General features: G+C 62.6%; 22 protein-coding genes. 13 read left to right on the top strand and 9 right to left on the bottom strand.

The window, feature by feature from the left end; translation table 11 throughout:
- The first annotated feature begins 20 nt into the window (after positions 1 to 20).
- A complete protein-coding gene (locus MESOP_RS11300; RefSeq protein WP_013893467.1) occupies positions 21 to 905 on the top strand; it encodes an alpha/beta fold hydrolase in 885 nt (294 codons plus the stop codon).
- Here MESOP_RS11300 and MESOP_RS11295 read toward each other — a convergent pair.
- The 5 genes from MESOP_RS11295 to MESOP_RS11275 are packed head-to-tail and all read right to left on the bottom strand — an operon-like array spanning position 886 to position 5,764.
- Complete coding sequence (locus MESOP_RS11295; RefSeq protein ID WP_013893466.1) at positions 886 to 1,197, bottom strand: DUF6665 family protein; 312 nt, start codon at positions 1,195 to 1,197, stop codon at positions 886 to 888. The genes MESOP_RS11300 and MESOP_RS11295 overlap by 20 nt on opposite strands.
- Positions 1,197 to 1,538, bottom strand: coding sequence for a DUF6984 family protein (locus MESOP_RS11290; RefSeq protein ID WP_013893465.1), 342 nt, complete (start codon positions 1,536 to 1,538; stop codon positions 1,197 to 1,199). Before MESOP_RS11290 ends, MESOP_RS11295 begins: the two co-directional genes overlap by 1 nt.
- A gap of 5 nt (positions 1,539 to 1,543) precedes the next feature.
- A complete protein-coding gene (locus MESOP_RS11285) occupies positions 1,544 to 3,427 on the bottom strand; it encodes an ABC transporter ATP-binding protein (RefSeq protein WP_013893464.1) in 1,884 nt (627 codons plus the stop codon).
- 10 nt (positions 3,428 to 3,437) lie between these two features.
- Positions 3,438 to 5,339, bottom strand: coding sequence for an ABC transporter ATP-binding protein (locus tag MESOP_RS11280; RefSeq protein WP_013893463.1), 1,902 nt, complete (start codon positions 5,337 to 5,339; stop codon positions 3,438 to 3,440).
- A 29-nt stretch (positions 5,340 to 5,368) separates the two neighbouring features.
- On the bottom strand, positions 5,369 to 5,764 hold the full coding sequence (locus MESOP_RS11275; protein ID WP_013893462.1) for a hypothetical protein: 396 nt from the start codon (positions 5,762 to 5,764) through the stop codon (positions 5,369 to 5,371).
- A gap of 467 nt (positions 5,765 to 6,231) precedes the next feature.
- Between MESOP_RS11275 and MESOP_RS11270 the strand changes: the two genes are divergently transcribed.
- The 3 genes from MESOP_RS11270 to MESOP_RS11260 all read left to right on the top strand — a co-directional run bounded on the left by MESOP_RS11270 (position 6,232) and on the right by MESOP_RS11260 (position 8,537).
- The gene (locus MESOP_RS11270; protein ID WP_013893461.1) at positions 6,232 to 6,690 is read left to right on the top strand and encodes a tRNA (cytidine(34)-2'-O)-methyltransferase; all 459 of its coding nucleotides are present in this window, start codon (positions 6,232 to 6,234) and stop codon (positions 6,688 to 6,690) included.
- A gap of 128 nt (positions 6,691 to 6,818) precedes the next feature.
- Positions 6,819 to 7,268 carry a redox-sensitive transcriptional activator SoxR gene (gene soxR, locus MESOP_RS11265; protein WP_013893460.1) on the top strand — a complete coding sequence of 150 codons (450 nt, stop codon included), beginning with the start codon at positions 6,819 to 6,821 and terminating at the stop codon, positions 7,266 to 7,268.
- 162 nt (positions 7,269 to 7,430) lie between these two features.
- A complete protein-coding gene (locus tag MESOP_RS11260) occupies positions 7,431 to 8,537 on the top strand; it encodes a hypothetical protein (RefSeq protein ID WP_041164088.1) in 1,107 nt (368 codons plus the stop codon).
- 2 nt (positions 8,538 to 8,539) lie between these two features.
- On the opposite strand, the gene MESOP_RS11255 is transcribed toward MESOP_RS11260, so the two are convergent.
- On the bottom strand, positions 8,540 to 8,797 hold the full coding sequence (locus MESOP_RS11255; RefSeq protein WP_013893458.1) for a hypothetical protein: 258 nt from the start codon (positions 8,795 to 8,797) through the stop codon (positions 8,540 to 8,542).
- A 162-nt stretch (positions 8,798 to 8,959) separates the two neighbouring features.
- Between MESOP_RS11255 and hemF the strand changes: the two genes are divergently transcribed.
- The 5 genes from hemF (at position 8,960) to MESOP_RS35955 (ending at position 12,797) form a co-directional block, all read left to right on the top strand.
- A complete protein-coding gene (gene hemF, locus MESOP_RS11250; protein WP_041164087.1) occupies positions 8,960 to 9,874 on the top strand; it encodes an oxygen-dependent coproporphyrinogen oxidase in 915 nt (304 codons plus the stop codon).
- A 310-nt stretch (positions 9,875 to 10,184) separates the two neighbouring features.
- A complete protein-coding gene (locus MESOP_RS11245; protein WP_013893456.1) occupies positions 10,185 to 10,445 on the top strand; it encodes a DUF1344 domain-containing protein in 261 nt (86 codons plus the stop codon).
- Positions 10,446 to 10,681: 236 nt separating this feature from the next.
- On the top strand, positions 10,682 to 10,867 hold the full coding sequence (locus MESOP_RS11240) for a DUF1059 domain-containing protein (protein WP_013893455.1): 186 nt from the start codon (positions 10,682 to 10,684) through the stop codon (positions 10,865 to 10,867).
- A gap of 291 nt (positions 10,868 to 11,158) precedes the next feature.
- Positions 11,159 to 11,737: a hypothetical protein gene (locus MESOP_RS11235; protein WP_013893454.1), complete on the top strand. Its 579-nt coding sequence runs from the start codon at positions 11,159 to 11,161 to the stop codon at positions 11,735 to 11,737.
- 109 nt (positions 11,738 to 11,846) lie between these two features.
- Entirely contained in the window at positions 11,847 to 12,797 is a 951-nt protein-coding gene (locus MESOP_RS35955) for a S8 family serine peptidase (protein ID WP_224731126.1), read from the top strand.
- 37 nt (positions 12,798 to 12,834) lie between these two features.
- Here MESOP_RS35955 and MESOP_RS11225 read toward each other — a convergent pair whose 3' ends face one another.
- From MESOP_RS11225 to MESOP_RS11215, 3 genes are read right to left on the bottom strand one after another with little or no spacing between them, the layout of a single operon-like run.
- On the bottom strand, positions 12,835 to 14,097 hold the full coding sequence (locus tag MESOP_RS11225) for a CCA tRNA nucleotidyltransferase (RefSeq protein ID WP_013893452.1): 1,263 nt from the start codon (positions 14,095 to 14,097) through the stop codon (positions 12,835 to 12,837).
- Entirely contained in the window at positions 14,094 to 14,726 is a 633-nt protein-coding gene (locus tag MESOP_RS11220; RefSeq protein WP_013893451.1) for a CoA pyrophosphatase, read from the bottom strand. Before MESOP_RS11220 ends, MESOP_RS11225 begins: the two co-directional genes overlap by 4 nt.
- The gene (locus tag MESOP_RS11215) at positions 14,726 to 15,355 is read right to left on the bottom strand and encodes a DUF1285 domain-containing protein (protein ID WP_013893450.1); all 630 of its coding nucleotides are present in this window, start codon (positions 15,353 to 15,355) and stop codon (positions 14,726 to 14,728) included. The genes MESOP_RS11220 and MESOP_RS11215 overlap by 1 nt, the downstream gene beginning before the upstream one ends.
- Before the next feature lie 156 nt (positions 15,356 to 15,511).
- Between MESOP_RS11215 and MESOP_RS11210 the strand changes: the two genes are divergently transcribed.
- The 4 genes from MESOP_RS11210 (at position 15,512) to MESOP_RS11195 (ending at position 22,409) form a co-directional block, all read left to right on the top strand.
- A complete protein-coding gene (locus tag MESOP_RS11210; protein WP_013893449.1) occupies positions 15,512 to 16,516 on the top strand; it encodes an AAA family ATPase in 1,005 nt (334 codons plus the stop codon).
- Positions 16,516 to 17,445, top strand: coding sequence for a DUF58 domain-containing protein (locus MESOP_RS11205; protein ID WP_013893448.1), 930 nt, complete (start codon positions 16,516 to 16,518; stop codon positions 17,443 to 17,445). Before MESOP_RS11210 ends, MESOP_RS11205 begins: the two co-directional genes overlap by 1 nt.
- Positions 17,442 to 20,264, top strand: a complete 2,823-nt coding sequence (locus MESOP_RS11200; protein ID WP_013893447.1) for a DUF4159 domain-containing protein — start codon at positions 17,442 to 17,444, stop codon at positions 20,262 to 20,264. The genes MESOP_RS11205 and MESOP_RS11200 overlap by 4 nt, the downstream gene beginning before the upstream one ends.
- 63 nt (positions 20,265 to 20,327) lie before the next feature.
- Positions 20,328 to 22,409 carry a membrane protein gene (locus MESOP_RS11195; RefSeq protein WP_013893446.1) on the top strand — a complete coding sequence of 694 codons (2,082 nt, stop codon included), beginning with the start codon at positions 20,328 to 20,330 and terminating at the stop codon, positions 22,407 to 22,409.
- Positions 22,410 to 22,454 lie beyond the last annotated feature (45 nt).

Raw genomic sequence — 22,454 nt, 5'->3', positions numbered from 1 at the left:
CGGGCCAGGACGTGCAGGACATGCGAACCTCAAACATCGAAATCGAAGGGCTGAGCATCGCCATCCGCGAGGCAGGCCCGGCCGATGCGCCTGCCTTCCTCCTGCTGCATGGGTGGCCGCAAAGCTCCTACGCGTTCGAACGCGTGATCGGCCGGCTGGCCGCCGACTACCGGGTCGTCGCACCCGACCTGCCCTGCATCGGCGGCTCGCAAGGCATGCCCAAGGCCGGCGACAAGAAAACCCTGGCGAGGCTGATGAGGGGCGTTGCCGAGGCTTGCGGGCTGCGCCAACTCGTGGCCGCCGGCCATGATGTCGGCGGCCAGATCGTGTTCGCTCTGTTGCGTGACCATCCCGACAGTCTTTCTGGCGCGGCGATCATGGATGTCGTCGTTCCGGGTGTCGCGCCGTGGGAGGAGGTCATTCGCAATCCAATGATCTGGCATTTTGCATTCCATGCCGTCCCGGCATTGCCGGAAACGCTGGTGAGCGGCCATCAGAGCGCCTATTTCGACTTCTTCTTCAATGCGCTTTCGAAGGACCGGGCATCGATCCCCGCCGAGGCCAGGGAAATCTACGCAAGAGCCTATTCCCGGCCGGAAAGCCTTCAGGCCGGCTTCGACTGGTACCGCGCCTTCCCCGAAGACGCCAAAGCCAACGCCCTTGCGCCCAAGCAGCCGATCGCGATCCCGGTGCTGTATCTGAGGGGGGCGGCCGAGGCCGGCGACATCGGCGACTATGTCGACGGGCTGCGGGCGGCCGGGCTGTCGAACGTAGAGGGCGACATCATCGCGGGCAGCGGACACTTCGTTGCCGATGAGAACCCCGAAGCGCTCGCAACGCGCCTGGCGAGATTCCACAGGGAAATCAGCGCTGCAGGCTTCGGCCCTACATGGCGCCAAGCCTGACCAGCACGGCTTTCGGGATGTTGTATTCGCGGATCACCGCCTCATGTCGGCGAAGGCCGCACAGTTCGCGCTGGATGAAGTAGGCATGCACCGCCTTGGCGGCCTCTTTCAGGAGTGTCGAGCGTATCTGTTCGTCGGCATTGTCGCGCAACCGTGCCAGCGTTTCCTCGACCTTCTGCCCGGCGCGGCCGAGCGCAGCCGCCTTCTCGGCCAGGATCTCGTGGCCAAGCGCATCGAAGGCCGCTTCGGCAGCGGCAGCGCTCGTCGAACCAGAAGGGGGGCGTAGAGACATCAGCGGGCCTCCAAGTCCTTAGCTTCGGGAAAAGATAAAATAGGGCCGAAATCATATCTCCAAAAATCGACCGCGGAAATAACGTGTCCATCCGAGAACGCGGACACTAAGACGCCCATACCGTCGACATCCGTGTAGGCAAAATCGGAGATCAGTCGCGCCTTAGTTGTCAAGGAATGGCCAACAGCTACAGCTTCGAAGCTTCCCATGTCCCCATCGTCCATTTTTGTAAAGGAGACTGCTGCCGGCACGGAAAGTCCAGAATGGTCGGAGAGGAACTTAAGCAATTCCAACCGGAGCTCATTGAGCACTTCAGTCTCTAGCGGCAAGACAATAGCCATCAAACCTACTCCGCCGGCCGTGTCTCTTCCAGCACGCTTTCCTCGTGATAGAGGAAGCCGCCGGACTGCCGTTTCCACAGCCGCGCATAAAGACCGTCGAGCGCCACCAGTTCGTCATGCGTGCCTTGCTCGACGATGCGGCCGCCATCGAGCACCACCAGGCGATCGAGGGCGGCGATCGTCGACAGCCGGTGGGCGATGGCGATCACGGTCTTGTCCTGCATCAGCCGCGTCAAATTTTCCTGGATCGCCGCCTCGATGTCGGAATCGAGCGCCGAGGTCGCCTCGTCGAGGATCAGGATTGGCGCATCCTTGAGGAAGACACGTGCGATTGCGACGCGCTGGCGCTGGCCTCCCGAAAGCTTGACGCCGCGCTCGCCGACAAAGGCCTCGTAGCCGGCCCGGTCCCTGTTGTCGCGCAGGCCAAGGATGAACTCGTGCGCCTCGGCCTTCTTCGCCGCCGCGATCACCTCCGCATCGGTCGCATCGGGCATGCCGAGCTTGATGTTGTCGCGCAACGAGCGATGGAACAGCGCCGTGTCCTGGCTGACGACGCCGATATTGGCGCGCAGTGAATTCTGCGTAACGTCCGAAACGTCCTGGCCGTCGATGGTGATCGAGCCGCTCTCCAAATCGTAGAGCCGCAGGATCAGATTGGCGAGCGTCGTCTTGCCGGCACCCGACGGTCCGACCAGCCCGACTTTCTCGCCCGGCTTGACGACAAGGTCGATGCCGTTCAGCACCCCGAACCCCTTGCCGTAATGGAACTCGACGTTTTTCACGTCGATGCGGCCGCCAGCCACGACAAGTTCTTTCGCATCGGGCGCGTCGATGAGCCCGAGCGGCTGCGAGATCAGCGCTTTGGAGTTCTCCAGCACGCCGAGATTTCGCAAGATGCTGTTGAGCTGCATCATCAGCCGGCCGAGCAGCATGTTGAGCCGAAGCACCAGCGACAGCGTGAAGGCGACCGCGCCGACGGTGATCGAGCCCTCGACCCAGAGATAGACGGCAAAACAGCCGATCGCCGTGATCATGATGCCCGACAGCGTCGTCAGCGCCATGCGCACCCCGGTCAGCCGGCGGGTGAAGGGGCGCAGCGCGTCGAGATAGATGTCGAAGCCGTTCCTGATGTAGCGGTCGTCGCCGTCGGCCGAGAACAGCTTCAGCGTCTGCACGTTGGAATAGGAATCGACGATGCGCCCGGTGATCATCGAGCCGGCCTCGGCCGTCGCCTCGGCATGCTTGCGGATCGCCGGCAGGTAGAGCTTGGCCAGCCAGCCGAAGGCGGTGATCCAGATCACCACCAGCACAGCGAGCCTGAGATCGAGCCCGGCGACCAGCGCCAGCGTCGTCACCGTGTAGACGACCATGAACCAGACCACCTCGATGAAGCTTTCCATCAAATCGCCGGTCGCCTGGCCCGCCTGCCACACCTTGGTGGCGATGCGGCCGGCGAAATCATTCTGGAAGAAGGCATAGGACTGGCGCGAGACGTGCCGGTGCGCCTGCCAGCGCACCAGATTGTAGAAGCCCGGCGTGATCGTCTGTTCGTCGACCAGCGCCGACAGGCCGACGACGATGGTGCGGACGACCAGCACCACCACGATCATGAACACCAGCTCCGGGCCGGCAGCGGTCCACAACGCATGCCAGCTGCGCTCGCCGGGAAGCTGGTCGAGAATATCGACCAGCCGCCCGACGAAGTAGAACAGGCCCGCCTCGACCAGCGGCGCGATGCCGCCGATCACCAGCATGGCGAAGAAGGCGAATTTCGCCTGGCCGACATAATGCCAGAGAAAGCCGGTGACGCTTGAAGGTGGCCGAAGGCTCGACGGCTCCCTGAACGGATAGACCCAGTTCTCGAACCAGCGATAGACGGCTGTCATCATGCGGCGGTCATCATTCTGCGGCTTGCCCCTTGGCACCGATGTCGTTGGCAACGAGGTCGTTGGCGGCGTCGACGGAGCTTTCCTCGAGCAGGAAGCCGCCCGACTGGCGTTGCCAGAGCTGCGCATAGAGCCCGCCCTTGGCGACGAGTTCGTCGTGCGAACCCTCCTCGATGACGCGGCCCTGGTCCATCACGACCAGCCTGTCCATCGCCGCGATGGTCGACAGCCGGTGCGCGATGGCGATGACGGTCTTGCCTTGCATGAGCTTGTAGAGATTCTCCTGGATGGCCGCTTCCGCCTCGGAATCCAGCGCCGATGTCGCCTCGTCAAGGATAAGTATAGGCGCATCCTTCAACATAACGCGAGCAATGGCGATGCGTTGCCGCTGGCCTCCGGACAATTTGACCCCGCGGTCGCCGACATGGGCGTCGAACCCTTTGCGGCCATTGTGGTCCGAAAGCCCGCCGATGAAATCCAGCGCCTCGGCTCGCCGCGCCGCCTCGACAAGCATCTCGTCCGACGCGTCGGGCCGGCCATAGAGGATGTTATCGCGCACCGAACGATGCAGCAGCGAAGTGTCCTGCGTGACCATGCCAATCTGGGCACGCAGCGAATCCTGCTTCACACCGGCGATCTCCTGGCCGTCGATCAGGATCCGGCCGCTCTCCAGGTCGTAGAAGCGCAGGAGCAGATTGACCAGCGTCGACTTGCCGGCGCCCGAGCGGCCGACGATGCCGACCTTCTCGCCCGGCTTCACCGCCAGCGACAGGCTCTCAATGACGCCCTTCTGCTTGCCGTAATGGAAACGGATGTCCTCGAAGCGGATTTCACCACGGGAAACGGCGATCTCCTTCGCACCGGGCTTGTCCTCGACCAGGCGCGGCAGCGAGATCGAGGCAATGCCGTCCTGCACCGTGCCGATGTTCTCGAACAGGCCCGACATTTCCCACATAATCCACTGCGACATGCCCCACATCCTGAGCACCAGGCCGATGACCACGGCCACCGCGCCGATCGTCACCGCTTGCCCCATCCACAGCCACAGCGAGATGGCGGTGACCGAGAACAGCAGCAAGGCGTTCAGGATGTAGAGCGAACCGAAAAGCACCGTCACCAGCCGCATCGACCGGTAGACCGTGTCGAGGAAGCCCATCATGCCTTCCCTGGCGAAGGAGGCCTCGCGGCGCGAATGGCTGAACAGCTTGACCGTCTGGATGTTGGTGTAGCTGTCGACGACGCGGCCCGTCATGGTCGAGCGCGCATTGGCCTGCTCCTCGCCGACCTTGCCGAGGCGCGGGATGAAAAAGCGCAGCAACAGGATGTAACCGACCAGCCAGACGCCCAGCGGCGCCGCCAGCCGCCAGTCGGCCGAGCCGACGATGAACAGCATGCCGAGGAAATAGACGACGACGTAGTTCAGCACGTCGATCAACTTGATGACACATTCGCGCACGGCGAGCGCCGTCTGCATCAGCTTGGTGGCGATGCGGCCGGCGAACTCGTCCTGATAGAAGCTCATCGATTGCTTGAGCAGGTAACGGTGCACCTGCCAGCGGATGCGCATGGGATAATTGCCCATCAGCGTCTGCTGGTTGAGCAGCGAATGCAGCCAGACGGTGCCCGGCAGCGCGAACAGCACGATGAAGGCCATGCCGGCGAGCTTCCAGCCTTCCGTCTGCAGGAAGGTTTCGCGGTTCTGCCCCGACAGCCAGTCGACGATGCGGCCGAGGAAACCGAACATCCACACTTCCGCGATGGCGATGGCCGTCACCAGCACCGCATCGGTCAGGATATAGGGCCATGCCCCGCGCGTATAATGCAGGCAGAAGGCCACCAGCGTCTTGGGCGGCTCGACCGGTTCCGCTGCGGGGAATGGATCGAGCCTTCTTTCAAACCAGCTAAACAACAACATAGGTCATGCTCGTGAAATCTGTTTCCCGCTTACGCGGCGTGGCGACGTACGAAGTCCCCGGGCCGTGTGGCGCCGAGGGCCGACGGTCCGGAATCATCCGGACCGCCGGCCCTGCTTCGCGCTATATAGGGGCTCGCGGGCTTTTCGCCGACAGGCTCGTTTGTCGATCCTGACGGTGCGGTGTCGACGAGCCGGATTTTCGCGCCCGGCCGGATCAGCCGGATAATCCGGCGCACCAGCGAGGGCCGGCCCGGGTCGGGAACCGCACGCGAAAAATCGACATCCGGCAGCATGCCGCGATGCGGCCGGCGGCGGACTTCGGCGTGGACTGCCGACGAATAGGTTTCCCCGATCAGCAGAGCCCAGGTCGCCATCTTGCGCTCGTGCAGGCTTCTTGAACCGGGTATTCTGTAGGGATCGAACATTGGTCCGTCCTCCATGTGAAGATGTGATAAAAAAGGCGAAGCAAGTTCGACCACCGGCATTCGGCCGGAGGTGCGCATTGCCTCGGTCAGGGCATGACTGAACGAATCGGTCTGGACACGACAAGTGTCGGTCCGGACATGCTCAGCTTGGGCGTTCAGCCCTTTTGACTTTTTGAAAAACATCGCAGGATTCCTTCGAGTGCCGAAAAATCGTTTCGGCGGGAATCGGTGCGATCAAGTCTTAGAGAGTCAGGAGAATCGTCGTACCGAAACCGCCGTGGGGCGTACTGGCCCACAGGAGAGGCGCTGGATGTGCATGGTCATCATGAGTTACCCCTCCATCGGTTCGGGTTGACAATGCCGGCCGTATACCCGACTTCGCAGAAAATGGCCACCCGCAGGTCCAGGAATTTCCAAAACCGCGAGGTCGCTGTGGCCGATCTGCCACTTATTAGAAAGACGCGGAAATGAACTGTCGTCTCCGCATCGCGCTCTACCAGCCTGACATCGCCGGCAATACCGGGACAATCCTGCGCTTCGCCGCTTGCCTCGGCCTTGGCGTCGACATCATCGAACCGGCCGGCTTCCCGCTCTCCGACAAAGCGCTCAGACGCGCCGGCATGGACTACCTCGAAATGGCTGCCCTGACCCGGCATGTCGACTGGGACGCCTTCGAGGACTGGCGCAAGGTGCATGCGAAACGGCTGGTGCTTCTGTCGACCAAGGCCACGGCCCCTTACACCGAATTCGCCTTCGCCCGTGGCGACATCCTCCTGTTCGGCCGCGAATCCGCAGGCGTGCCGGATCCGATCCATCAGGCCGCGGACGCGCGGCTGACCATCCCCATGCAGGGTGGCGCGCGCAGCATCAACGTCGCGCTTTCCGTCGCCATGGTGGCTGGCGAAGCCGTCCGGCAGCTCGGATAGCGGTTCGCCGGCAACGCCGTTTCCAGTCATTTTCACCCAGGCGCACATCGCCTTCTCCTGTCATTTGCTCCATCGGCATTTCTTCGCTACAAGCTCAACTCAACTTGAGGTCAAGCGGAAAATGGGAAATGGCTCCAGCAGCGGAACTGACGGTCGGCCAGGTGGCCATGCGCAGCGGCGTGGCTGTATCGGCATTGCACTTCTACGAGGCGCGCGGGCTGATCCGCAGCCACCGCACGTCTGGCAACCAGCGCCGCTACGGCCGCGACGTGCTGCGGCGGGTGGCAATCATCAAGGTCGCGCAGGAGGTCGGCATCTCGCTGGCCGAGATCGGCGCGGCACTTGAATCGTTACCTGAAGGCCGTACGCCGACGCGAGAGGATTGGAATCTGCTTTCAACGGCTTGGCGCGATAGCCTCGACCAGAAGATCAGCCAGCTAAAGAAGCTGCGCGACGGCCTGACCGACTGCATCGGCTGCGGCTGCATGTCGATCGACAAATGTCCGCTCAGGAACAAGGGCGACAGGCTGGCAAGGGAAGGAACGGGGGCGAGAAGGCTGGTGCCTCAGACACCTTAACTTAATAGGCAGATTTCGATATCAACGCGAACATCCATTTGACATCAATTCGCTTCGAATCCGTCAAAAGCTACTTTACGTCAAACGCATAGACAGTGACACCATCCGATATTACTAATCTAGTAGATTTTCATTTGTCATGGAAATCGGGGGCGAATTCGGATGAGCGGATTTTTTAAAAAATACTGGGCGATAATTTCTGCCGTATTTTCAAGCTCGTTTTTCCTATTTATTTTGATTTTCTGCACATTTTATGCGTTTAACGGGAATAAGTATTTTATAGATATAAATATCTCCTTTGACGGATCGGGTAATAATTGCCATTTTATATCACCCGAGAAAATTTCCGACATCGTCTCAATACGGTCAAATAGATACATCAGAGATGCAGTATCCGAGAAAAAAGACATATCTGGCTTTGGATCCTTAAAAAATCCAGACAAGTCGACAGAGTTACTCCACGAGTATTACAATTCAAACAGCTACGCAAAATTAATTGGATATATATCGTCCGTTGACGTAAAAACTATCGAGATTATATTGCACATAGACGAGAAGTGTAATCCGACACGGTACGAAGTATTTACAACGGACTTTCAGGCCACCTCAGGCTTATCTGGTCTAAACTATGTGGATGAGATATCGAAAGGAGTCATCTCAGCCTCCGATGAGTATTATAGCCTATACAATACCTCAAAGTTTGATACGGATTTTGTGCGGCAAAGAGCTTTGGCCAATATCGCTGAGAATAGAGACTTGAAGTGGTATACGAATCTGATTGGCATCACATACGCGGCCGATCGTAAAAAATTAACCGATGAAAAAAATAGCCGTAAGCTTCTGGAGAAGGCGTTATTTTGGTTCACCGAATCACTAAAGTACGACAAAACATTCTTTCCTGCGATGGCAAATAAAATAGACGCTGAGATCATTTTAGATAACTATTCCGATAATTCATTTGATGCCGGCGCAAAAGAGCTATTGAACACGTATTACATGTATCCGGGAAAGGGATATATAGGATATGCAGGCATTCTGTACTACGAGGAAGTGTTCGGCATAAATGGCGGCAATGTCACGATTAATAAACAAAAACTGAATAAAATTCAATTATCTAGAGATTTCATTGAAAGAGAGATCTCTCTCTATGGGGGAAATTCCGATCTCTACGGGACTCTTTCTAGAATTTACGGTTTTTTCGGAAAAGCGGATACGAAGGAAAAATACGACTATTTGATAAAATCACAGAGTTCAAGTCGACGTCTGTAGCCTCAATCCGCCGCCGGCAACCGCCTGATGGTGAATTCGATCAAATCCCCCGGTCGTTCGAACCAGCTTTCGATCTCGGTCCAGTAGGCCTGCTTGGGGAAACGCTCGAACCATTCCTTGGCCTTGAGCCGCGCATCGGAGCGCGGCAGCACGAAGGTCTCGCGCAGGAAACCGTCGCGCGGCATGCGCTCGCGTTCGGCTCGGCTTTGGTCGAGCCTTTTCTTCAGGCCATCCAGCGGCGGTCTTGCCGGGGTGCGCACGAAACCACTCCTTGCACCTGGCGCATGACCCCGAAAGCGGGTTCGGAAAGGATCATGCGCAAAACCAAAGTGACTTGACCCTGTCCCTTAAGAGATTAGGGATCGCGCCCGGAAAAGACGAGTCTTTTGTCGACTCGGCCGACCCGCAACCGGAGACAGCACTTGGAACGACCTGAAATGCCACTTGGCCTGCCCGCCGACATCGAAGAGAAGAAGATGAAGGCACGCCTGTGGTTCGAGGCCTTGCGCGAACGCATCTGCGGCGCCTTCGAGCAGATCGAACAGGATCTCCAGGGCCCGCTGGCCTCATGGGCGCCGGGCCGCTTCGAAAAGACGCCCTGGGAGCGTGACCAGGGCAAGGGCGGCGGCGGCACCATGTCGATGATGCATGGCCGCGTCTTCGAGAAGGTCGGCGTCCACACTTCGACTGTTTATGGCGAGTTCTCACCCGAATTCAGGAAGCAGATACCCGGCGCCGAGGAAGACCCGCGTTTCTGGGCCTCCGGCATTTCGCTGATCGCGCATCCCTGGAACCCCAACGTCCCGGCGGTGCACATGAACACGCGCATGGTGGTCACTTCCAGCCATTGGTTCGGCGGCGGCGCCGATCTGACCCCGGTGCTCGACCGCCGCCGCACCCAGGACGACCCCGATAGCATCGCTTTCCACCGCGCCATGCAGTTCGCTTGCGAAAAGAACGCTGGCGTCGCCGACTACCCGAAATTCAAGACCTGGTGCGACGAGTACTTCTATCTGCCGCACCGCAACGAGCCTCGCGGCACCGGCGGCATCTTCTTCGACTACCTGCATTCAGGCGAAGCCGCGGGCGGCTGGAATGCCGATTTCAACTTCGTCCAGGATGTCGGGCGATCTTTCCTGGTCGTCTACGGCCATCTCGTGCGCGCCAACTTCAACGAGAACTGGACCGACGGCGACCGCGACGAACAGCTCATCCGCCGTGGCCGCTATGTCGAATTCAACCTGCTTCACGATCGCGGCACCATCTTCGGCCTGAAAACCGGCGGCAATGTCGCGTCGATCCTGTCCAGCCTGCCGCCAGAGGTCCGCTGGCCGTAACAAGATGGTGAGCGTGATGTGAGCCGTATTGATGTCCCATTCCCGGCGAAATGGGCATGGAATGTGGCACGGGGTCCTGCGAAAATTTCTTTTTCGTCTAATAGGCACTTGAAAAGATTGGTCTAATTCTTGTGCCGGGTCGGGAAGCGCCGGTGGTTTGCTGAGCGCAATTCCGAGAAAGTGGGAAACGGGTTTTCCGTTCGGAATTGCGTCGAAACAAGCGGGCCGCGACTCGACGCAACCGGACGGCCCAAGACGATGCGGGACACCTCGTCAAAAGGATGCCCGCTCTTTCCAGGAGTACTTTGCGATGCGCAAGATCATTGTTTCGGCCGCCGCGGCGGCCTTGCTCGCTTCCGGTTCGGTAGCATTCGCCGCCGTCAAGCACACCACCGGCACGGTCAAGACCTTCGACGCGACAGCCATGAGCCTGGTTCTTGACAACGGATCATCTTTTACGCTTCCCAGCACCTTCAAGGATCCTGGCCTGAAGGTCGGTGAAAAAGTCAGAATCTCATGGGACACGAGCGGCAAGAACAAGATTGCCGAGTCGGTCAAGATCATGAAGTGACGACCAACCCGCCCGGGCTGGACGAGACGATGTCCGGCCCTGCCCTGGGCCAAGCGTAAGAGGGCGGAGCGGAACCGCTCCGCCTTTTTGTGGTTGACCGCAACCAATATCACCCCATCTGTGTTATGCTTTCCACCCGCTCAGGCTGCGAAAGTCCAAGCCCGGAATTCGGAACCTGGGCCAAGAAAGCACCGGAGCCTCGCCCAGGCTCCACGGAGGAAAAAGGGAGAAATCCGATGAAGGAATTCCACTGCGGGTCGCTCGTTCCCGGCTGTGACTGGCACACCCGTGCCGGCGAGGAAGCCGAGGTGATGCGCCGTGCCGTCGAGCATATGCGCGAGACACATGGCGAGACGATCATCCGCGAGACGATGATCGAGGCGATTCGTTCACGCATCGAGAAAGTCCGCGACGCCGCGTAAGCTGTGCGCCGACCTTGACGCCCGCCATTCGCTTTGGCGTTGTGGGCGCTTTGATACATGGCACCGCACCTGCTCCGTATTGCGACGACGAGATGTTGCAGGAAATCGCTTCGACGCGGTGCACGTCACCTTGTGAGTAAAAAAATATATTCCCTCCAGCTAAAATAAACCCCGCGGTAACCCAACCGGTGCCACTGTCGGCCGGACAATCCGGGTACTGTGGGCTGCCAGAGAAGCCCGTCGCCACCAGGCACTGATCCGGATCGGTGGGGTGGTGAGGTGGGTTCGCGCATGGGCGAAAAGTCCGGCAGTCGACTGAGCTCCTGCACAATGGCGCTCGTTTCGTGCGCGCTCATTGGCGCATCGCCGGTTGTTGCCCAGGAATTGACGACATCGTTGGTCGACGTCCATCAGGGCTCGCCGCTCAGCGATCGCGCGCGAGGCTTGGGCAATGGCGGTTACGAATTGCAGAGCGGAAACCGGGTATCGTTCAACCAATGGTACCGCGCAAGCTGGGTCGATATGCACGTGGACCTCATCACCCAGATCACCCAGGACACCGGCATCCTTTGGGGATTTGGGACCGGGGAACAGGGCGAGAAATACAGGATCGAGCCCAGCCTCAAGCTTGGTTTCCTCACCCAGGTGCATCCGAGCCCGAACAGCACCCTTTCCCTGTCGCTTACCACCGTGATCGGCGGCAAACTCACCGAAAAATCCTGCCAGGCCGACTATGGCGACCTCGGTACCTACAGCGTCAATTGCCGGCTTGCGGCCAGCCAGATGGCTCCTGAGGAAACGTTGAAATATCTGGTTAACGCTAAACCGGAGAGCCAGCATCTGTGGCTGAACTACCGTGTTACTTTCTGATCGCCGAAGGCCATGGATTGAAAAACCGCGGTTCGCGATCGCCCGTACCAGTTTCTTGTTTGATCGGAGTAGGAACATGCCAGCTAGACATTTGAAATTCGGTATCGCCATGGCCTTCGCCATGCTGTCGGCGCCGATCGCGTCGGCCCAGCAGGCCCCCGATGCCGACGAGATGGCCGCGCTGTGCCATGGCGGCCTGTCCATATGCGTAAGCGCAAAGATCCCGGCCGCGCGCACGCAAGCAGCAACAACACCAGGGTGGATGAGCCCCGACGTCGGTGCCGCGTGGGCCGCGGGTTACAAGGGCAAGGGCGTCACGATTACGATCGTTGACGATTTTTCCAGTACATCGCGGTTCTCCGGCAACTTTGGCATTGGGGTGCAGACCCAGCGGCACGGCGAATGGACACGCGAAGAAGCCTCCATGATTGCCCCCTTGGCAACCATAAGGTCGAAAGACTTCACAACCAGCTCGGCGGTGACGCTGGCGCCTGGCCTGAACGTGCTCAATCTGAGTTATGGCATGTACGCTACAGCGGGCTACAGCCCGAACCAGATTGGATGGAGCGCCGAGGAGGCTTCGATCATCTCTTATGCCACCAGAGGGTCAGCCGTTGTCTCCAAGGCAGCCGGCAACGACTCCGTTGCCGTGGGCGGTGTCACCAATGGCCAGCAGGACTATCTCGACCTCGCCCTGGTCGGCAAAGCGTCAGCGATCTTCGTCGGTGCGCTGTCAACGAACGGCACGACGTCAAACCCGGCCCAGCTCGCCTGGTACTCCAACTACGCCGGATCCAATCCGCTTGTGCAAAGCCATTTCCTTGTAGTCGGTGTCGACGGGAGCAAGACGGGCCTTTATGGCACGTCCTTCGCCGCGCCGATCATTTCAGGCTATGCGGCGATCATCGGCAGTAAATTCACCAAGGCCACGCCGACCCAGATCACCAACGATCTGCTCAACACGGCTCGTACCGACACGCTGGTCAACTATAGCGCCTCCACCTACGGCAAGGGCGAAGCAAGCCTTTCGCGTGCCTTGGCTCCCGTGGCCATCAGGTAGATGGGCCGCGCTTCGTGTACGATATTCGAGCCAGGCTCTAGGGTTCAAGGGCCTTCGCGGCGCGTTCGAGCAATGCGCCGCGATCAGGCGCAAATCCCGCTTCGACCCATTCCGCCTCGAGGTTCTTGAGGATTTCGCCGAGCTTCGGCCCAGGCTTGGCGCCAAGTGCGGTCAGATCGGCGCCTTTCAGCGGAAACGACGGCTTCTCCCATTTGAGCGCAAAGGCGAGCAGGCGCGAGAAACCGCCGGCTTCGAGCAGTGCGTCATTGTCGTCGACGGCACGCACCCGCGCCGAGGCGAGCGACAGCCGCAGCCGATCGACAAAGCCTTGCCGATCGCCACGATAGAGCCGCTTGGCCAGTTCGCCCTCGGTCGTCTTCGGCTCGACGGCAGCCGTCAGCCCCCAGTGGCGCAGGCGGTCAGCTTCCGCAGTCGACAGTTTCAGCCGCTCTGCCAGTATTTTCATGCGCGCCGCATCCGGCGGCACGATCGCCTCCAGCCGCAGCATCGCGTCGGCCGGCCAGCCCAGATCCTTCTCGGCCTTGGCCAGCCCGTGAATGGCATCGATGCCCCACCTCTCGCTTTCCGGCAGCGCCGCGGTCAGGACACCGGCCTGCCGCATCCACAGCAGCGCCCGCGATGGGTCCGGCGCCGACAGAAGCCTCTTCAATTCTGACCAGACGCGCTCGGCGGACAGCTGTGCGAGTCCGTCCTTCAACCGCGCGCAGGCCTTCAGCCCTTCGGCGTCCGGCCGGCCTTCGCCATACCAGGCGAAAAAGCGGAAAAAGCGCAGGATACGCAGGTAATCCTCGCGGATACGTGCTTCCGGATCGCCGATGAAGCGCAGCCGCCGTGCCTCGATGTCGGCGATGCCGCCGACCAGGTCGACAACCTTGCCATCGGCCTCGGCATAGAGCGCGTTGATGGTGAAATCGCGCCGCTCGGCGTCGAGCTTCCAGTCGCGGCCGAACGAGACCTTGGCGCGGCGGCCATCGGTCTCGATATCGGCGCGCAAGGTGGTGATTTCATAGGGCTTGCCGCCTGCGACCACAGTAATGGTACCGTGCTCGATACCGGTCGGCACCGGCTTGAAACCTTGCGCCTGGGCGCGGCGGATGGTTTCCTCAGGCAAACAGGTTGTGGCGATGTCGGTGTCGGCGACCGGCTGGCCCATCAGCGTGTTGCGCACCGCCCCACCGGCAATACGCGCCTCTTCACCGCCCTCGGTGAGAGCGGCGAGCAGGCGCTGCAGATGCTTGTCGGCGAGCCAGTCGGCCCTGCCCGCGATCGAAACACTCACGCATAGAGCCTTTCATAGAGCGTACGGATGATCCCGGCGGTGACGCCCCAGATGCGCCGGTCGCCGTAAGGCATGTCGTAGAAGAACCATTCGAGATCGTTCCACATGCGGCTGTCGCGCTTATGGTTGGCGGGGTCCATCAGGAAGCGCAACGGCACCTCGAAGGCCGCGTCGACTTCATCGGCGTTCAAGGCGAGCTGGAAACCGGGCCGCACGATGCCGAGCACCGGCGCGATCCGGTAGCCGCTGCCGGCGACATAGTCGGGCATGCGTCCGAGGATCTCGATGCGATCCTGGCCAAGGCCGATCTCCTCGAAGGTCTCGCGCAGTGCCGCGGCTTCCGGGCTCGCATCGGTGGCATCGATGGTGCCGCCGGGAAAAGCCACCTGCCCCGAATGGTTGCGCAGCTTTTCGGCCCGCTTGGTCAGGAGAACCGTCGCCTCGCCTTCGTGATCGACAACCGGGATCAGCACCGCCGCGTTGCGCAGCGCCTTGCCCTGGTTGAGGCGCGGATGGCCCGGATTGAAGCGGTGATCGCCATAGTCGTCGCTGGCATGGGCCTGCGGCTGCGCGGCGAAGCGCGCGCGAAAATCCGCCGATGAAAACGGCATCGGTGACACCTGGTCCATCACGCGCTCAGCCGCTTCAGTTGATCCGCCGGCATGATCGCAAACACCGCTCCCCTGGAGCGCACGGCAAACATCGTCCTGCCGTCGATCTCGATCTCCTCGGCATGCTCGACCAGTTCGTACATGACCGGCCGCGCCACCAGCGCCTCCAGCCTGCCTCGCACCAGCACATAGGGCTTCAATCCGCCGGTCTCATTCTCGTCGACGAAGCGCAGCGGCCGCTCCGGCCCGGCCTCGACGACATCTCCGACATTGGTGCGGAAAGTGATGACTTGCTGGTCGCCGCTGCCCGAAACGTCCATTTCGACGGCGATGAAGGGCGCATCGGCGACCCGGATGCCGACCTTTTCCACCGGCGTCACCAGATAGGTCCTGCCGTCGGCATCCTTGCGCAGCACGGAAGAGAAAAGCTGCACCAGCGGCATGCGCCCGATCGGCGTACCCAGATAGAACCAGGTGCCGTCGGCCTTGATCTCCATGTCGAGATCGCCGCAAAAGTCGGGATTCCAGCGCTCGACCGGCGCCGCGCCCTTGCCGGCACGTGCCGCACGCGAGATCAGCGCCTCCAGGCCGCGCGCCTCGGTGGCATCGGTAAGGCTCTGTTCGCGATGTTCGAAGTGTTCCGACATGGTCACGAAATAGTCACTGTTGTTCCGCTTGTCAGCCTAAGTCTGTGATTTAAGTTCCAACGTAGGCGCCACGCGAGGCCGAATCGCGGCAAACTTATGCTATGCTGCAACCGTTATTTCCAACCATCTATCTCCAATTTTAAGGGATTGAGCTGAATGAGCGTAATGGTCAAGGAAAGCCCAATCAGCGAAAAGGACATGATCGCCGAGGCCGAGAAGGCGCTTGCCGACATCTCCAGAATTCGCGACGGGGTCGGCCGGGTCATCTTCGGCCAGGAGAATGTCGTCGAGCGCACGCTGGTGGCGCTGCTGGCCGGCGGCCACGCGCTGCTGGTCGGCGTGCCCGGCCTCGCCAAGACCAAGCTGGTGGAGACACTGGGTGTCGTGCTCGGCCTCGATTCGCGCCGCATCCAGTTCACGCCCGATCTGATGCCCTCCGACATCCTCGGCTCCGAAGTGATGGAGCAGGACGAATTCGGCAAGCGCTCCTTCCGCTTCATTTCCGGACCGATCTTCGCCCAGCTTTTGATGGCCGACGAGATCAACCGCGCCTCGCCGCGCACCCAGTCGGCGCTGCTGCAGGCGATGCAGGAGTACCACGTCACCATTGCCGGCGCCCGCCACGACCTGCCGGCGCCCTTCCATGTGCTGGCGACGCAGAATCCGCTGGAGCAGGAAGGCACCTATCCGCTGCCGGAAGCCCAGCTCGACCGCTTCCTGATGCAGGTCGACATCCTCTATCCCGAAATCGAGGCCGAGCGCCGCATTCTTCTGGAAACCACCGGTGTCGAGGACGCCAAGGCGCAGAACGTGCTGCAGCCGGCGCGGCTGAAGGAGATCCAGACGCTGATCCGCCGCATGCCGGTGCCCGAAAGCGTCGTCGAGGCGATCCTGACCCTGGTGCGCTCGGCGCGCCCGGGCCAGGACAACGCCGAGACCGACAAGCTTGTCGCCTGGGGTCCAGGCCCGCGCGCCAGCCAGGCGCTGATGCTGTGCACGCGTGCGCGGGCGCTCTACGATGGGCGGCTGGCACCCTCGGTCGACGATGTGCGGGCGCTGGCCGAGCCGGTGCTGCAGCATCGCATGGCGCTGACTTTCGCCGCCCGCGCCGAAGGCACCAGCGTGCGCGATGTCGTGGCGAAGCTTGTGAAAGGGATTTGATGGCGCGCATCGGCGAGGTCCAGGCTCCGGCGGCGACGCGCGACGCGCTCGCCCGTGGCCGGTTGCGGGCTTCGCTTGTGCCCGACCTGCTGGTCGAGGCGCGGCGCATCGTCAACACCGTGATCGCCGGCTGGCACGGCCGCCGCAAACGTGGCATTGGCGAGAATTTCTGGCAGTTCCGGCCCTATGTCGAAGGCGATTCCTCACGCATCGACTGGCGCCGCTCGGCACGCGACGACCATACCTATGTGCGCGACCGCGAATGGGAAGCCGCTCATACGGTGTGGCTTTGGGCCGACCCTTCGCCATCCATGCTCTACAAGTCGACCGGCGCCAGCGTTTCCAAGCAATCGCGCGCCCTGGTGCTCACGCTCGCCATGGCCGAACTTTTGTCGCGCAGCGGCGAACGCATCGCCTGGCCGGGGCTGACCGATCCGTTCACCGCCCGCAACGGCGCCGAGCGCATCGCCGCCCAGCTCATGCATGCCGGCGAGCTGCCGGCAAAACCCGACCTCACGGATATCAGGCGCTTCTGCGACATCGTCATCGCCAGCGATTTCCTCGATCCCGTGGAGGAAACGATGGCCTGGCTCGGCGTGCTGGCCCGCCATGGCGTGCGCGCCCACCTAATCGAGGTCGCCGACCCGGCCGAGGAGACCTTCCCCTATGCTGGTCGCACCGAGTTCACCGATCCCGAGACCGGCGAGAAACTGACAGCCGGGCGCGCCGAAATGCTCGCCGATGAATACCGCCTGCTCTACACTGCCCGCCGCCAGGAACTGGCCGGCTGGTGCAAGCGGCTCGGTTGGAGCTTCACCGTCAATCACACCGATCGGCTGGCGTCCGACGCGCTGGTGCGCCTGCACATGGCGATGACCGCCGAGGGCGGTCATGCGGTTAGCGGTCGTGCCGGAAAGGCGGTCGCATGAGCTGGCTGCCGCTCTCCTTCGGCGCTCCCATGGTGCTGTGGGGCCTGCTGGCGCTGCCGGTGATCTGGTGGCTGCTCAGGCTGACGCCGCCCAAGCCGCAGACCGAAGTGTTCCCGCCGCTGAAGATCCTGGCCCGTGTGCTGAAACGCGAGGAGACCCCGCAGCAGAGCCCATGGTGGCTGACGCTGCTCAGGCTCTTGATGGCGGCCCTCATCGTGGCCGCGTTGGCCGAACCGGTCTTCAACCCGCGCGAAAAACTGACGGCCGAGGGAGCAGCACTTGCACTGGTCATCGACAATGACTGGGCCAGCGCCGCCGACTGGAACAAACGTGTCGCCACCGCCGAGCGGCTGATCAACGATGCCGGTTCGAACGGCGTGCCGGTCATCATCGCCTTCACCGCCGAAAAGCCCAATGCCGAGATCGGCCCTTTCGATGCCGCTTCGGCGCTCAACCGGCTGCGCGCGGCCAAGCCGCGGCCGATCCCGACTGACCGGCCGGCCGTCTATGCCCGTGTCGCCGGCGTGTTGCAGACCGTGCGCGGTGCCAGCGTCGCCGTGCTTGCCGATGGCCTGGCGGCCAAAGACGATGAAGCCGCCTTCAACACGCTGTTGTCGAAAAATGCCGCCCGCGTCGTTTGGGCAACCGCCGACCGGCTTTCGCTGACCGGCCTCACCGCCGCCGACAATCAGGTCGACGGCTTCGCACTGACCGCCATTCGCGCGCCGGGCGACCCTGCACCGGGCCGGGTCACCGCAGGTGCTTTCGACGACAAGGGCCGCCGCATCGCCGATGCGACGCTGACCTTCGCGCCGGGCGAGGCCACCGCCACCGGCACCATGACGGTGCCGTTCGAGCTGCGCAACGACTTCGCCTCGATCGCGCTCGACGGCGAGCGCCACGCCGGCGCCGTGCGCGTGCTCGACGAAAACTCCAAGCGTCGCCGTGTCGGGCTGTTGTCACAGGCCGAGGCCGACCAGGCGCAGCCGCTGCTGTCGCCGCTCTACTACATCAGGCGCGCACTGCAGCCCTTCGCCGATCTGGTCGAACCCTCAAGCGCCGATCTTGCCGACGCCATCCCGCAGATCCTCGACCAGAAGCCGGCGATGATCATCATGGCCGATATCGGCACCATTCCCGAGCAGGTCCGGCCAAGGCTGGTCGATTGGGTCGAAAAAGGCGGCACGCTGGTACGTTTCGCCGGCTCGCGGCTGGCCGCCGCCGGCAACGACGACGACCTGCTGCCCGTGCGCCTGCGCACCGGCGAACGTTCGCTCGGCGGCGCCTTGTCATGGACGTCGCCGCAGCCGGTCACCGAATTCCCCAAGGCCGGACCGTTCGCCGATCTGGCGCCACCCACCGAAGTCACCGTGAGCCGGCAGGTGCTGGCGGAGCCAACGCCCGATATCGTCGAGCGCACCTGGGCCGCACTTGCCGACGGCACGCCGCTGGTCACCGGGCTGAAGAAGGGCAAGGGCACGCTGGTCCTGTTCCATATCACGCCGGAGGCGACATGGTCGAACCTGCCGATCTCCGGCAGCTTCGTCGAGATGCTGCGCCGCATCGTCCAGCTGTCGCGCAACCAAGGCGCTGCGATCGCCAACGCCGAAGCCGCCGCCACCTCGCTCGCGCCCTATCGCATGATAGCGGCCGACGGCTCGCTGGTGCCGCCGACGCCGGATGCACGGCCGCTGGTGCCGGGGGCCGGTACACTGCCGGTGACCTTCGAGAACCCGCCCGGCCTCTACGGTTCCGAGACTGGCGTCTTCGCTCACAACCTGCTCGATGCCGCAAGCACGCTGACCCCGCTGGCGCGCCCGCAAATCACCGTGCCGGTCACCTCGATCCAGTATGCCTTCGACGAATCGCGCAACCTGAAGGGCGGGCTGGTTGCCGCCGCTTTGATACTGATGCTGCTCGACACGCTGGCGGTGTTGTGGATGGGCGGCCTGTTTTCGCGCCGGCCGCGCCGCGCCGGCGCGGTGGCAACCACCGCCGCGATCCTGATCGCGCTCGGCGCTTTGTTCGGTCATGCCGACCTTGCCCGCGCCGACGATGCCAAGCCCGGCGACGAGGTGGCCATCGAGGCGATTTCCAAGACCCGCATCGCCTATGTGCTGACCGGCGTGCCGGGTGTCGATTCGATCAGCCGCGCCGGGCTCGAGGGCCTGACCCGCTTCCTGATCGAAAAGACCGCGCTCGAACCGGGCGAGCCGGCCGGCGTCGACATTTCGAAGGACGAGCTGTCGTTCTATCCCCTGATCTACTGGCCGATCGATCCATCGGCGCCGATGCCGAGCCAGGCGGCGATCGCCCGCATCGACGCCTATATGCAGCAGGGCGGCACGGTGCTGTTCGACACGCGCGACCAGTTCGCCAACGGCATCGGCGCCGATTCCACCAGCCCGGCGACAGAACGGCTGCGCGACATCCTCGGCAGCCTCAACGTGCCGCCATTGGAGCCGGTGCCGTCGGACCATGTGCTGACCAAATCCTTCTTCATCCTGCCCGAATTCCCGGGCCGCTTCGCCGGCAGCCCGCTCTGGGTCGAGACATCGCTCGATGCCAGCAACGCCGACAACCGGCCGGTGCGCACCGGCGACGGCGTCTCGCCGATCATGATCACCGCCAATGATTTCGCCGGCGCCTGGGCGGTCGACGAGAATGGCGACCCGCTGCTGCCGACCGTGCCGGCCGACCCGATGCAGCGGATCTACGCGCTGCGTGCCGGCGTCAACATCATGATGTACATGCTGACCGGAAACTACAAATCCGACCAGGTGCATGTCCCGATACTGCTCGAACGGCTGGGGCAGTAAGATGATGCTCCTTGTTGCACGACTCGAGTGGATCGACCCTCCCCGCAAAGCGGAGGGTAAGGCATGAACTGGTCGATCTCCTTCGAGCCGCTGATCTCGTCCTGGCCCTTGCTGGCCTTGGTGCTGGTGCCATTGGCGCTGCTTGCGCTGGTCGGCCTGTGGTTTCGCCAGCGCGGCGGTGTCCTGCGCTTCGTCGCCCTGCTGGCGCTCGCCGCCGCCCTCTTCAACCCGGTGTTCCTCAACGAGGAGCGCGAGCCGCTGAAGAGCGTCGTCGCCCTGATCGTCGACCGCAGCCAGAGTCAGGACATCGGCGACCGCACCAGGCAGACCGACGAGGCGTTGGCCGGCCTGCAGCAGCGGCTTGGCAGCTTCAAGCAGTTCGACGTCCGCGTCGTCGAAGCCGGCAAGTCCGAAGCCGCCGACGAGCGCACCGAGACACGCCTGTTCGGTGCGCTGGAAGGCGCCTTCCGCGACGTGCCGCCATCGCGCATCGGCGGCGCCATCATGGTCACCGACGGCGAAGTGCATGACGCACCGCCCGGCGCGCCCGATTTCAACGCCCCGCTGCATGCCCTGATCACCGGCAACGATCACGAAAAGGACCGCCGTATCCGCTTCGAGAACGCGCCGCGTTTCGGCCTCGTCGGCAAGCCGCTCGATATGACCTATCGCGTCATCTCGACGGAAAACGAGACCGGTCCGGTCGATGTGCGCGTCTCGGTCAATGGCGAGCAGGTCGCGGTCGAGCATGCGACCGTCGGCCAGGCGATGCCGCTGCAGGTGACCATCCCGGGCGCCGGGCGCAACATCATCGAACTCGCCATCGACCGCGAACCGGGCGAACTGACCGACACCAACAACCGCGCCATCGCGCTGGTCGACGGCATCCGCGAGAACCTGCGCGTACTGCTGGTTTCGGGCGAGCCGCACGCGGGCGAGCGTACCTGGCGCAACCTGTTGAAATCGGACGCCTCCGTCGATCTCGTCCATTTCACCATCCTGCGGCCGCCGGAAAAGCAGGACGGCACGCCGATCAACGAATTGTCGCTGATCGCCTTCCCGACGCGTGAGCTGTTCGTCGAGAAGATCAAGGATTTCGATCTCATCATCTTCGACCGCTACCAGCACCGCGACGTGCTGCCGATCCTCTATTACGACTACATCTCCGAATATGTCGAAAAGGGCGGCGCGCTGCTGATCGCCGCCGGCCCCGAATATGCCGGCGAAAGTTCGATCGCGCGTACGCCGCTGATGTCGGCCCTGCCGGCCATGCCGACCGGCGAAGTGGTCGACAAGGCCTTTTATCCGCGCCTCACCGATCTCGGCCAGCGCCATCCGGTGACCCGCGGCCTGGACGGTTCGGCCACCGAGCCGCCGCACTGGAGCCGCTGGTTCCGGACCATCGGTGTGCAGAACCCGCAGGGCGAAGTGGTGATGAAGGGCGCCGACAACCGGCCGCTGCTGCTGCTCGACCGCAAGGGCGAAGGCCGTGTCGGCATGCTTCTGTCGGACCAGGGCTGGCTGTGGGCGCGCGGCTTCGAGGGCGGCGGTCCGCATGTCCAGCTCTACCGGCGCATCGCCCACTGGCTGATGAAGGAGCCCGAGCTGGAGGAAGAGCGGCTGACCGCCGATGGACGCGGCATGGTGCTGGAGATCCGCCGCCAGACGATGGCCGACGACCCCGGCCCCGCGCAGATCATCACGCCCTCCGGCAAGACCTTGACCGTCAAGCTCGAGAAATCCGAACCCGGCGTCTTCCTCGGCAGCGTCGAGACCAACGAGATCGGCCTCTTCCAGGTCGCCAATGGCGACCTCACCGCGCTCGCCCATGTCGGACCGGTCAACGCACCGGAATTCTCGGATGTCATCTCCACCGAAAACCGGTTGAAGGCGCCGGCGGAAGCAACCGGCGGCAGCGTGCGCCGGTTGGCATCGTCCTCCGCCCTTGGCGGTGATGTGACGCTGCCCTCCATCGTGCCGGTGCGCTCGGCCGGCGAAGCCTCCGGCAGCGACTGGATCGGACTGCGCACCACCGACGACAGCGTGCTCAAGGCCGTCTCGCGCGTGCCGCTTTTCGGCGGCTTCCTCGGCCTCGGCCTGCTGCTCCTGGCAATGGGCTCGATGTGGTACCGCGAGGGACGGTGAGCTTCCTTCTCCCCGTATAGTGACGGGGAGAAAAAGGCTGTCGTG

It is taken from the genome of Mesorhizobium opportunistum WSM2075, assembly GCF_000176035.2.
In the GTDB taxonomy this organism is placed as follows: Bacteria; Pseudomonadota; Alphaproteobacteria; order Rhizobiales; family Rhizobiaceae; genus Mesorhizobium; species Mesorhizobium opportunistum.
The sequence above is the reverse complement of the archived record's forward strand: the minus strand, read 5'-3'. Positions and strand labels throughout refer to the sequence as shown.